General features: G+C 73.1%; 10 protein-coding genes. 6 read left to right on the top strand and 4 right to left on the bottom strand.

What is annotated here, in order from left to right:
* Window positions 1-56: 56 nt before the first annotated feature.
* Entirely contained in the window at window positions 57-1,496 is a 1,440-nt protein-coding gene (locus OG892_RS32410; protein WP_371630926.1) for an exo-alpha-sialidase, read from the top strand.
* 66 nt (window positions 1,497-1,562) lie between these two features.
* Here the strand turns inward: OG892_RS32410 and OG892_RS32405 are convergent, their stop codons facing one another.
* Window positions 1,563-2,324 (bottom strand): hypothetical protein, encoded by a 762-nt coding sequence (locus tag OG892_RS32405; RefSeq protein ID WP_073734976.1) that lies wholly within the window; start codon window positions 2,322-2,324, stop codon window positions 1,563-1,565.
* Window positions 2,325-2,532: 208 nt separating this feature from the next.
* Window positions 2,533-3,222, bottom strand: coding sequence for a FadR/GntR family transcriptional regulator (locus tag OG892_RS32400; protein ID WP_371630925.1), 690 nt, complete (start codon window positions 3,220-3,222; stop codon window positions 2,533-2,535).
* A 151-nt stretch (window positions 3,223-3,373) separates the two neighbouring features.
* On the opposite strand from OG892_RS32400, the gene OG892_RS32395 reads away from it, so the two are divergent.
* From OG892_RS32395 to OG892_RS32380, 4 genes are all read left to right on the top strand, one after another.
* Window positions 3,374-4,333 (top strand): dihydrodipicolinate synthase family protein, encoded by a 960-nt coding sequence (locus tag OG892_RS32395; protein WP_073734974.1) that lies wholly within the window; start codon window positions 3,374-3,376, stop codon window positions 4,331-4,333.
* A complete protein-coding gene (locus OG892_RS32390) occupies window positions 4,330-5,313 on the top strand; it encodes an ROK family protein (protein WP_073734973.1) in 984 nt (327 codons plus the stop codon). The genes OG892_RS32395 and OG892_RS32390 overlap by 4 nt, the downstream gene beginning before the upstream one ends.
* Before the next feature lie 11 nt (window positions 5,314-5,324).
* Window positions 5,325-6,005: an N-acetylmannosamine-6-phosphate 2-epimerase gene (locus OG892_RS32385; RefSeq protein WP_073735203.1), complete on the top strand. Its 681-nt coding sequence runs from the start codon at window positions 5,325-5,327 to the stop codon at window positions 6,003-6,005.
* Window positions 6,006-6,078: 73 nt separating this feature from the next.
* Window positions 6,079-7,533: a sialate:H+ symport family MFS transporter gene (locus tag OG892_RS32380; protein WP_073734972.1), complete on the top strand. Its 1,455-nt coding sequence runs from the start codon at window positions 6,079-6,081 to the stop codon at window positions 7,531-7,533.
* A 110-nt stretch (window positions 7,534-7,643) separates the two neighbouring features.
* On the opposite strand, the gene OG892_RS32375 is transcribed toward OG892_RS32380, so the two are convergent.
* On the bottom strand, window positions 7,644-8,870 hold the full coding sequence (locus OG892_RS32375; RefSeq protein WP_328864890.1) for an acetyl-CoA C-acetyltransferase: 1,227 nt from the start codon (window positions 8,868-8,870) through the stop codon (window positions 7,644-7,646).
* Window positions 8,846-9,781 (bottom strand): LysR family transcriptional regulator, encoded by a 936-nt coding sequence (locus OG892_RS32370; protein WP_371630924.1) that lies wholly within the window; start codon window positions 9,779-9,781, stop codon window positions 8,846-8,848. The genes OG892_RS32375 and OG892_RS32370 overlap by 25 nt, the downstream gene beginning before the upstream one ends.
* Window positions 9,782-9,966: 185 nt before the next feature.
* Here OG892_RS32370 and OG892_RS32365 point away from each other — a divergent pair, with 185 nt between their 5' ends.
* The gene (locus OG892_RS32365) at window positions 9,967-11,505 is read left to right on the top strand and encodes a 3-hydroxyacyl-CoA dehydrogenase (protein WP_371630923.1); all 1,539 of its coding nucleotides are present in this window, start codon (window positions 9,967-9,969) and stop codon (window positions 11,503-11,505) included.
* The last annotated feature ends 62 nt before the right edge of the window (window positions 11,506-11,567 follow it).

The raw sequence follows: 11,567 nt of genomic DNA, 5'->3' as shown, positions 1-11,567 counted from the left end.
ACCCCCAGTCTCCGGTCCTTCGAGAAGCACCACCCTTCCGAGAAGAGAGATCGTCCATGCAGCGAACCGTCCCTGTCGCCCTGCTCAGCGCCGCCATGCTGGTGGTCGCCGTGACCGGCACCGCGCAGGCCGCGGCGCCCACCCCCGGCACGCTCACGTCCCAGGACCTGACCGTCGACGGCGTGGGCTCCCCCCACTACCGCATCCCCGCCCTGACCACCTCGGTCAAGGGCACCGTGCTGGCCGCGTACGACGCCCGTCCCACCCTCGCGGACCTGCCCTCCAACATCGGCATCGTGCTGCGCCGCAGCACCGACGGCGGTACGACCTGGCAGCCGCAGCAGGTGGTCCGCAAGGATGCCGCGCCCAAGGGCTACGGGGACCCGAGCCTGCTGGTCGACCGGACCACCGGCCGGATCTTCCTGTTCTACGCGGCCGGGGTGAACCAGGGCTTCGCGGGCTCGGCCACCGGCAACGACGAGAGCGACCCCGACGTCCTCCAGGCCGACTACAGCTACTCGGACGACGACGGGCTGACCTGGACCCACCGCCGGATCACCAAGCAGATCAAGGACCCGGCCTGGGCCGGGATGTTCGCCGCGTCCGGCGAGGGCATCCAGCTGCGCAACGGAGCGCACAAGGGCCGGCTGATCCAGCAGTACGCCGTCCGTATCAACGGCGCCAACTACGCGGCGAGCGCGTACAGCGACGACCACGGCGCCAGCTGGAAGATGGGCAAGCCGGTCGGCCCCGGCGGCGACGAGAACAAGACCGTCGAGCTGAACGACGGCACGGTCATGCTCAACAACCGCTCCGCGCCCTACCGGACGATCGCGTACTCCACGGACGGCGGAGCCACCTACACCCCGTTCGTCCAGGACACCGCGCTCCCCGACCCGGCGAACAACGCCTCGGTCATCCGGTACGCCCCCGACGCCCCTGCCTCGGACCCGCAGTCCTCCTGGCTGCTGTTCAGCAACACCGAGGACACCGGCTCACGGCGCAACCTCACCGTCAAGATGTCCTGCGACAACGGGAAGACCTGGCCGATCCGGAAGGTCGTCGACCCCGGCGCCGCGGCCTACTCGACGCTGACCCGGCTGCCGGACGGCAGGCTCGGGCTGCTGTACGAGCGCGGCGACTACGAGCACATCACGTACGACTCGTTCGACCTGAAGTGGCTGGGCGGCACCTGCGCCGACGTCACCCTCACCCCGCCCGCCACACTGAAGGCGGGGACCGGCGCCGAGATCACGGTGCGGGTCGTCAACCGGATGGACGTGACCCGCAGCGCGGGCACCATCGACCTGACCGTGCCGGGCGGCTGGACGGCCCGGCAGAGCGCGATCCCCGCGCTGAGGCCCGGCCAGGGCGCCAACATCAAGGTCCCGGTCACCGTACCGGCCGGCGCCTCGGGCGACGCGACACTGACCGCGACGTTCCGGTCCGACGGGAAGGCGGCGTCGGGCAGCAGGACGGTGACGGTCACCCCGTAACCGGGGCGGCCGGGTCCGTCCGCCGCCGGGGCGGCGGGCGGACCCGAGCCGTTCGGGCGGCTGCGCTCAGGAGACGAATCCGCGGGTGATGTGGGTGCCCGTCCCGGCCGGCTCGGCGGCGTAGCCGGACTCGCCGACGCAGTCGCTGTACTCGTAGTTGGCCGTGGACGTACCGCTCAGGCCTCCGGCGTCCGTGCTGGTCGGGCCGCCGAACACGGCGTCCGCCCTGGGCATTTCGGCGCAGCTGGGGATGCCTGCGTAGTACTCGACGAAGCCGCCCTGCGAGCCCTGGAGGTTTCCGCTCCCCGACGGCAGCGTGTAGGTGCCGAGGTGGGTGGCGGCGCCCGTCTGCGTGTCGGTGGCCGTTCCGGACCAGGTGTTCGTGCCCGTGCGCTTGACCAGGATGTCGTAGCGGTGGCCGTACACGGCGTCGAAGTCCACGGCGCAGGTGACGCCCGCCCCGCCGTCGGCCCCGTCGTGGCAGAGCGGGTCGCTGGTGGTGGCGCCCGCGGTGAAGGTGGAGAAGCGGGCGGACAGCCGCTCGTGCCCGCCGCTGTCCGGACGCGGCTGAAGGCCGGTGTAGCCCATGGCGTCGGCGAAGCTGTACTGCTGGGCGAAGTAGATCCCGTCCAGGTGTGCGGTGGCGGAGTTGACGGTGATGGGGAAGGTGATGTTGGTGAGCCCGGCGGACGGCGTGCCACCGATCGACCATCCGACCGAGACATTGCCGCCCCCGACCGCGGCGACCGCCGTCTGGGGCATCGCCACGAGCAGGCCCGCTGCCGCCGCGGGCACGGCGCAGCGGCGTAACGCGCTGATGAATGACATGTGGATCCCTCTCTGGTGCGCGCGGGCCGAGGGCACCGGCCCCTGTGCACGGAGGCCCGTGCCCCGGCCGCGCAGGTTGCTGTCACGCCGGACGAGCCGTCGTGACCGGCCGGAACCATCCGATGTCCCGCGCCGAGGGTGCACCCTCCGGGGCCACGGCTCTATGGACTTACGCGTCCCGGCCCTTGGACTCCTCTGCGCCGTCGGGTCATCGGGCGGGCATGAGCCGGGTGCGGATGCCGTCGAAGTGGGTGCGCATCGCCCGTACCGCGCGCAGCCCGTCGGCCGCCGCCACCGCCTCGACGATCTCGTGGTGCTGGGCGCAGGTGACCCACGGGTCCTGATGGCCGTCGTCGAGATCCTCGCGGACCCGGTCCATCGCCGCCCAGAAGGCGTCGAGCACCTCGCTGAGCAGGTGGTTGTCGAGCGAGGCGTACAGCGCGAGGTGGAAGGCCCGGTCGGTGGCGCGGGCGACCCGGCCGCCGCCCGCCTCCTCCTCCATCTTCGCCACGAGGGCGCGCAGCACGTCGAGGTCCTCGCCCGGGACCCCGGCCGCGACGGCGCCCACCAGGCCCGCCTCCAGGGCCTCGCGCACCTTCATCAGCTCGGCCAGGCCGGGCTCGCCCTGGCGGTGGCGGACCGCGGCGCGGAAGGCGAGCCCCTCGGCGAACGGTGACAGCGAGAGCGAGCCGACGAAGGTGCCGAATCCGCGCCGGATCTCCACGACGTTGACCGCCTGGAGCGATTTGAGCGCCTCGCGCACCGAGACCCGCCCGGCGCCGAAGAGATCCATCAGCTCGGCCTCCGTGGGCAGCGCGTCGCCCGGCGCGAGCCGGCGTTCCAGGATCAGTTCCTTGATCCTTCGCTCGATGTCCTGAGCCATGGTGGGCCGCGCCACAACGTCCTCCTGAGGTGCCGTTGCCCCTTGACCGGTCGCAGGAGCATCTGTTTAAGGTGAAGCTAGACATAGGACATCTTACGTCTCACGTCTCGATCCGCGTAGCCCGACGGGCCTCGGATCGGTATCCCGATCAGCTGGAGCCTCCACCATGTCTCTGACCGCACCCCTGCTCGGCGTAGTTCCGCCGGTCTGCACCCCGCTCGACCCCCGCGGGGAGGTCGACACCGCGTCCCTGGCCCGGCTCGTCGAGCACCTCATCGGCGGGGGCGTGCACGGACTCTTCGCGCTCGGGTCCACCAGCGAGGTCGCCTACCTCACCGACGAGCAGCGCGCCACGGTCCTGGAGACCGTGGTCAACGCGACCGACGGGCGGGTCCCCGTGCTGGCCGGGGTCATCGACACCACTACGGCCCGGGTCGTCGAGCACGCCAGGTCCGCAGCCCGGCTCGGCGCCGACGCCCTGGTCGCGACCGCGCCGTTCTACACCCGCACCCACGGCAAGGAGATCGCCGGACACTTCCGCCGGCTGCGCGCCGAGGTGGACCTGCCGCTCTTCGCGTACGACATCCCGGTCGCCGTGCACAGCAAGCTGTCCGCCGCGCTGGTCCGTGAACTCGCCGAGGACGGCACCCTGGCCGGGCTCAAGGACAGCAGCGGCGACGAGGGCGGGCTGCGCCGGCTCATCGTCGAACTCGGTGGCCGCGAGGGCCGCGCGCACGGCCCGGTGCCCGGGTTCAGCATCCTCACCGGTTCGGAGCTGACCGTGGACGCGGCGCTGCTGGCCGGCGCCGACGGCGTCGTCCCGGGCATCGGCAACGTGGACCCGGCCGGCTACGTACGGCTCTACGAGGCCGCGCGGGCCGGGGACTGGACGCTGGCCGCCGAGGAGCAGGAGCGGCTCATCGCTCTGTTCGCCATGGTGGACGTCGGTCCCGAGGCGGACATGGGCCGCAGCTCCTCCGCGCTCGGCTCGTTCAAGTCGGCGCTCCAGCTGCTGGGCGTCATCGACTGCGGCGACACCGCGTTCCCGCAGATCCAGCTGTCCGCCGAATCCGTCGCGCTGGTCTCCGGGCTGCTGCGCGCCGCCGGTCTGCCGCCGGTCCGATGACCACGACAGCACCGCAGACCGCGAACGTACGGACAGCGCCGGACGGGCGGCCGGTCGTCGGCCTCGACCTCGGCGGTACGAAGATCGCCGCCGCGCTCCTCGGCGCCGACGGCACGGTCCTGGCCCGGTACAGCCGCCCCACCCCGGCCCGCGCCGGTGCGGCGGCGGTGCTCGACGCGCTCGCCGCCGCAGCCGCCGAGGTCGATCCCGGTAGGGCCGCCGCGCTCCTCGGCATCGCGGCGGCCGGGGTGGTGGACCCCCGCACCGGCATGGTCACCAGCGCCACCGACTCCATCCCCGGCTGGGCCGGCACCGCGCTGGGCGCCGGACTCGCGGACCGTACCGGGTACGCGGTGGCCTGCGACAACGACGTACGCGCCACGGCCGGCCCGGAGCTCGCCGCGCTGAACGCGGAACGGCAGGACCACGGTTCGCTGCTCTTCGCCGCCATCGGCACCGGGGTCGGCGGCGCGATCGCCGCCGACGGGCGGATGCTGCACGGCGCGTCCGGCATCGCCGGGCACCTCGGCCATCTGCCCAGCCCCGAGGCGGCCGGGCTGCCCTGCACCTGCGGGTCCACCGGCCACCTGGAGGTCATCGCCTCCGGGCCCGGCATCGCCGCCCACTACGAGCGGCTGACCGGCGCCCCGGTGGACCGGCTGGAGACGGTTGCCCTACGGGCCGCGCAGGGCGAACCGGCCGCCGTGTCCGCCATCACCACGGGCGCGGCCGCCGCGGGCCAGGTGCTCGGCGGACTCGCCAACGCCTTCGGCCCCGACCGGGTCGTCGTCGGCGGCGGCGTCCCGAGGATCGGCCCGCTGTACGAGGACGCCCTGCGTGCCGCGTTCGTCTCGGAGCTGATGGAACCGCTGCGCGGGCTCGTCCCCCGGGCGCCGCTCCTCGGCCACGACGCGGCCGTGCTCGGAGCGGCCGCGCTGACCACCACCCTTCCCCTCCACCACCCGGGAGCCCACCGATGACCGCTCAGAACCTGGCCGCGCAGGACCTCGCCGCAGCACTTCGGGGCAGGCTGATCGTCTCCTGCCAGGCCCCGCCCGGCGACCCGATGCGGGAGACCGCCACCCTCGTGCGCCTGGCGCTGTCGGCCGTCGCCGGTGGCGGCGCGGCGATCCGGGCCAACGAGCCGGCCGTCGTCGCCGCGATCACCGAGGCCGTCGACCTGCCGGTCATCGGGCTCTGGAAGGACGGCGACATCGGGGTGTACATCACGCCGACCGTCCGGCACGCCCTGGCGGTGGCCGAGGCGGGTGCGGCCGTCGTCGCGGCGGACGCCACCGACCGGCCGCGCCCCGACGGCTCGGCGTTCGCGGACATCGTCGAGGCGGTCCACGCGGCCGGCGCGCTGGTGATGGCCGACGTCTCCACCTTCGAGGAGGGCGTCACGGCGGCCGCGCAGGGAGCCGACTTCGTCTCCACGACCCTCTCCGGCTACGTGCCCGGCACCCCGAAGCAGACCGGCCCCGATCTCGCTCTGGTGGCCGCACTGTCCGCCGCGATCGATGTCCCGGTCGTCGCCGAGGGCCGGATCAACACCCCTGAGGAGGCGGCAGAGGCCCTGCGGCTCGGGGCGCACAGCGTCGTCGTCGGCACCGCCATCACCGCCCCCACGGCCCTGACCGCCCGTTTCGTCGCAGGCATCGCCACGACCTAGGTGTATTGGCCCTCCCCCCACCACGCGGGGCGGCTGTTCGAAGGAGAGCGCCGTCCCGCATCCTGGAGTCACCGTGCAGACCACATCACCCCCCACGCTCCCCTGGTACCGCCAGGTCAGCCGCACCCAGTGGAAGTCGTTCTTCGCCGCCTGGATCGGCTACGTCCTGGACGGCTTCGACTTCGTGCTGATCACCCTCGTGCTGACGGAGATCAGTGACGAGTTCGGCCTGAGCACGGTGCAGGCGGCCAGCCTGATCTCCGGCGCGTTCATCACCCGCTGGCTGGGCGGGGCGGTTCTCGGCGCCATCGGTGACCGGTACGGCCGCAAGCTCTCCATGGTGCTGAGCATCCTGCTGTACTCGGTGGGAACGTTCGCCTGCGGGTTCGCCTGGAACTACCACAGCCTGTTCGCCGCCCGGCTGGCCATCGGCATGGGCATGGCCGGTGAGTACAGTGCCAGTTCCACGTACGTCATGGAGAGCTGGCCCGCCGGGATGCGCAGCCGGGCCAGCGGCTTCCTGATCTCCGGCTTCTCGGTCGGCTCCGTGCTCGCCGCCCAGGTCTACAACTGGGTGGTCCCCTCGCTCGGCTGGCGCTGGATGTTCTACCTGGGGCTCATCCCGATCGCCATCGCGCTGTGGATGCGCCGCTCGCTGCCGGAGGCCGAGGAGTGGACGGAGTCCGTCGCGGAGAAGGGCGCCAAGCCCAATCCGTTCGCGCCGCTGTTCGCCACCCGCGCCCGGTCGGCCGCCAACACGGTGCTGGTCGTCGTCGCCACCGTCTCGCTGTTCCTCGTCTTCACACCCGGCGGCGCCGGAATGGTGCCGGTGCTCTCGGTGGTCGCCGGTCTCTCACTCGCGGCGTTCGCCGTGCAGCTGGGCGGGAAGCGGAGCTGGGTGCTGTACCTGTCGATGATCGTCACGCTGTTCTTCGCGTTCCTGTACTCGTGGCCGATCCAGGCGCTGCTGCCGACGTATCTGAAGACCGAGCTGGGCTACACCACGGACCAGGTCACCGACGTCCTGTACTTCGCGGGCTTCGGCACCATGGCGGGCTGCTGGGCGGCGGGCTTCCTGGGCGACCGGATCGGGACGAAGAAGGCGTACGCGCTGACCCTGCTGGCCTCGCTCGCCTTCGTCTATCCGGTGTTCGCCGTGCACAACAACCTGCTGCTGCTCGGCATGCTGCTCTTCCTCCTCCAGGCGACGAGCTTCGGCATCTCCGGACTGCTGCCGCGCTACATCGGCGGCCACTTCCCGACGGCGAGCCGGGGCGCCGCACTGGGCTTCACCTACAACGTGGGCGCCCTCGGCGGCGCCGTCGCCCCGGTCCTGGGCGCCCACCTCGCCTCCGGCATGGACCTGGGCCAGGCACTGGCGGTGCTGACGTTCGCGGGCACGGTGATCGTGGTGCTGCTGGTCGGCTTCGACGTACCGGCCCGACTGAACCGGCTGACGGACCCGGACTCCGCGCCGGACCACCTGGCGGCGGAGACGGCGCAGACGCCCGTGAAGGTCGAGCGGTAGTGCGAGACGCTGGTGGACCGACTGCTCGTTGCGCGTGATCGCCTGCTCAAGGGGCCGCACGCGGCACGGAGACGGAGCCGCGGTGGTGCGGCCGGGGTGTGGGCAGCCGCTCAGGCCGCGATGCGTTCGAAGACCGCCGCCAGGCCCTGTCCGCCGCCGATGCACATGGTCTCCAGGCCGAACCGGGCCTCGCGGCGGTGCAGTTCCCTGGTGAGGGTGGCGAGGAGGCGGGCGCCGGTCGCGCCGACCGGGTGGCCGAGCGAGATGCCGGAGCCGTTCACGTTGATCCGCTCCTCGTGGTCCTTCTCGCCGAGCCCCAGTTCGCGGGTGCAGGCCAGCACCTGTGCGGCGAAGGCCTCGTTGAGCTCGATCAGGTCCAGATCGGCGAGGGTGAGCCCGGCGCGGGCGAGCGCCGTGCGGGTGGCGGGGACGGGGCCGATGCCCATGGTGGCCGCCGGTACCCCGGCACGGGCGAAGGAGACCAGCCGGACGAGCGGGGTGAGGCCGAGCCGTTCCGCCGTGGCGGCACTGGTCACCAGGCAGGCGGCGGCCGCGTCGTTCTGGCCGCTGGCGTTGCCCGCGGTGACGGTGGCCGCCGGGTCGGCCTTGCCCATGATCGGGCGGAGCCCGGCTAGTTGCTCGGCGGTGGTGTCGGGGCGCGGGTGCTCGTCGGCGGTGACGACCGTGTCGCTCTTGCGGGTACGTACGGTGACGGGGACGGTCTCCGCCTCGTACCGCCCTTCGGCGGCGGCACGGGCCGCGCGCTGCTGCGAGCGCAGGGCCAGGGCGTCCTGGTCCGCGCGGCTGATGCCGTACTCCCGGCGGAGGTTCTCGGCGGTCTCGATCATGCCGCCGGGCACCGGGTGGTTGACGCCGCCCGCGGTGACCCTGCCCCGGGCGAGCGAGTCGTGGAGCTGGAGGCCGGGGCCCTTGATGCCCCAGCGGCCGTCGTGCGTGTAGTAGGGGGCCGCGCTCATCACGTCGACGCCGCCCGCGATCACCACCTCGCTGAAGCCGGCCCTGATCTGCATCGCGGCGTCGAGGACCGCCTGTAGTCCGGAGCCGCAACGGCGGTCGATCTGGGTGCCGGTGACGGACTGCGGGAGCCCGGCGTCGAGCGCGGCGACCCGGCCGATGGCAGGGGCGTCTGCGGACGGGTAGGCGCTCCCGAGGATCACCTCGTCGACCCGGTCCGGGTCGATTCCGGTGCGGGCGACGACCTCGGCGATGACGAGCGCGGCGAGGGAGGCCGGTGACTGCCCCGCGAGCGCTCCGCCGAAGCGGCCGATGGGGGTGCGCAGCGGTTCGCAGATCACGACATCGTTTCGGTCGGGCACGGCGGGACCTTTCGAGGAGGGGACGGCGTGGGCAGGGCGTCCCGCGCGACGGCGAGTACCGCGCGCAGGGCGGCGGACGGGTTGTCGGCCCGCCAGGCCAGGGCCGCCTGACGGCGGATGGGCGGACCGGCGAGCGGGCGGTAGACGAGGCCGTTCTGCTGGATGTGCTGGACGGAGGTGACGGTGAGGGTCACCCCGACCCCCGCGGCGACCAGCGCCATGATCGTGTACGAGTCGGGGGCCTCCTGTACCACCCTGGGGTTGAACCCGGCGGACTCGCAGGCGCCGACCATCGCGTCGCGCACGGTGGAGCCGGTGTTGGCGGGGAACGAGACGAACGGCTCCCCGGCCAGGGCCTCGATACAGACGCTGTCCCGGGCGGCGAGCGGGTGGTCGGACGGGAGCGCGCAGACCAGTTCCTCCTCGTCGATCACCCGGTGGGCCACGCCCGGCTGCGTCACCGGCAGCCGTACGAACCCCAGGTCAAGCGATCCGTCCGCGACCCTCGCCAGGGCGACGTTGGCGTAGGTCTGGCCCGTCATCACCAGCTCGATGCCCGGGTGGGCGGCGCGCACCGCCCGGGTCAGCCGGGGCAGCGTCTCGTGGCTGGAGGCGCCCGCGAAGCCGATGCCGACCCGGCCGTACTCGCCGCGTCCCGCCGCCTTCGCGGCCCGTACCGCGACGTCGAGGTCGTCGAGCACGGTCCGTACCGGCTGGAGGAACGACTCCCCCGCGCCGGTGAGCCGGACCGAACGGGTGTTGCGCTCGAAGAGCTGGACGCCCAGCTCCTTCTCCAGTCGCCGGATCTGCTGGCTCAGCGGCGGCTGGGCCATCTGCAGCCGCTTGGCGGCCCGGCCGAAGTGCAGTTCCTCGGCCACGGCGACAAACGCGGACAGATGGCGCAGTTCCATGCCCGCCCCTTGTCTCGGCCGCCATTGATCAATAAGTCGTCTCGATCCGACCTTAATTTGGTATTGGACACTGATCAATGGCCGCTGACACGGTGGGGCGGCGACGTACGCGCGGGCCCCACGAAGATCCGCGGGAACCACCGGATCGATCCGCCTGTCCCCACCCCGAGAGGACCGTGACCGCCATGCGTATCAGGATCGTCGGAGCCGGAGCCATGGGCCGCGGCATCGCCCAGTGGGCAGCCGTGGCCGGACACACCGTCGAGCTGTGCGACGTACGGACGGAGGCGGTGACGGAGGCGGCCCACTTCGTACGTTCCATGCTGGAGCGCGCCGTGCAGAAGGGCCGGATGACCGCCGACGACGCGACGTCCGCCGTGGCACGTCTCGTCCCGCTGGAGGACCCGTGGGCAGCGGGCCCGGAGGTCGAGCTGGTCATCGAGGCCGTACGGGAGGACCTCGCCACCAAGGCGGAGGTCTTCGGCAGGCTGGAGCGGGCGCTGCCCGGCTCCGCCGTCTTCGCGACCAACACGTCCTCGCTGTCCGTGACCCGGATCGCCGCCACGCTGAAGGACCCGGCCCGGCTGGCCGGGCTGCACTTCTTCAACCCGGTGCCGCTGATGCGGATCGTCGAGGTCGTGCCCGGCGCGGCCACCAGGCCCGATATCCCGCCGCTGCTGACGGAGCTCGTGGAGAGCTGCGGCCACCGCGCGGTCACGGTCGCCGACACCCCCGGCTTCCTGATCAACCACGCCGGGCGCGGACTCGTGACGGAGGCGCTCGCGCTGCTGGAGGAGAACGTCAGCGACCCGGCGGGCATCGACCGGATCGCCCGGGACGTACTCGGCCTGCGGATGGGCCCGTTCGAGCTGATGGACCTCACCGGACTCGATGTGACCGCCGCCGTCATCGACTCGATCTGGGAGGGCTTCCGGCACGAGGACCGGCTGCGCCCCTCCTACCTGACCCCGAACCGGGTGACCGCCGGGCTGCTCGGCCGCAAGACCGGCAGAGGCTGGTTCGCGTACGGCTCCGAGGCACCCGCCCCGACCGTTGAGGCGCCGGTCACCGGCGACGCGGACCGCCCGGTGCACGTCTTCGCCGCCGCGCACGAGGACCGGGAAGCCGCCGCGCTGCGCGAGGCGCTGAGCGGCGCGGGCGCCACGGTCGAGCCGGGGCCGCGGCCGTCGGCCGGGGCGCTGGTGCTGGTCCCGGTCTGGGGCACCACGGTCGCCTCTGCGGTGGCCGCGCACCGGCTGCCCGCCGGACGCACCTTCGGTGTGGATCCGCTGCCCGCCGCCGGGCGCCGCCGGGTACTCGCGGTGACCCCCGCCGCGGAACCGGCGGCCGCGCGGGACGCCCGCGCGGTACTGGCACGGGCGGCGGACGGCGAGCCGTTCGCGGTCTCCGTGGTGCGGGACACCGCGGGCACGGTCGCGCAGCGGCTGCTCGCCTCCATCGTGTCGGTCTCGGCGTCCATCGCGGAGCGCGCGCTGGCGGCCCCGGCCGATATCGATCCGGCCGTCACCACCGGTCTCGGCTACCCGGTCGGGCCGCTCGCCTGGGGCGACCGGATCGGCGCGGCCCGGATGCTGGAGCTGCACCGGGCCCTGTACGCGACGACCGGCGACCCGCGCCACCGCCCGACCCGCTGGGTCACCGAACGCGCCGGGCTCGGCCTGGCCCTGACGGACCCGGGCACCTCCCCGGAGCAGTGCCTCTGAAGGGGCCGGGCAGGACCGATTCGTACAAGACCTCCGGCGGGCGCCCGGCCTACGGTCGGACC

Origin of the sequence: Streptomyces sp. NBC_00341 (assembly GCF_041435055.1) — a bacterium.
Lineage (GTDB): Bacteria > Actinomycetota > Actinomycetes > Streptomycetales > Streptomycetaceae > Streptomyces.
The sequence above is the reverse complement of the archived record's forward strand: the minus strand, read 5'-3'. Positions and strand labels throughout refer to the sequence as shown.

Coding starts and splice junctions, on each gene's coding strand:
- OG892_RS32405 (WP_073734976.1), bottom strand. CDS start 2,324: ATGTCATTCATCAGCGCGTTACGCCGCTGCGCCGTGCCCGCGGCGGCA.
- OG892_RS32370 (WP_371630924.1), bottom strand. CDS start 9,781: ATGGAACTGCGCCATCTGTCCGCGTTTGTCGCCGTGGCCGAGGAACTG.
- OG892_RS32395 (WP_073734974.1), top strand. CDS start 3,374: ATGTCTCTGACCGCACCCCTGCTCGGCGTAGTTCCGCCGGTCTGCACC.
- OG892_RS32390 (WP_073734973.1), top strand. CDS start 4,330: ATGACCACGACAGCACCGCAGACCGCGAACGTACGGACAGCGCCGGAC.
- OG892_RS32410 (WP_371630926.1), top strand. CDS start 57: ATGCAGCGAACCGTCCCTGTCGCCCTGCTCAGCGCCGCCATGCTGGTG.
- OG892_RS32365 (WP_371630923.1), top strand. CDS start 9,967: ATGCGTATCAGGATCGTCGGAGCCGGAGCCATGGGCCGCGGCATCGCC.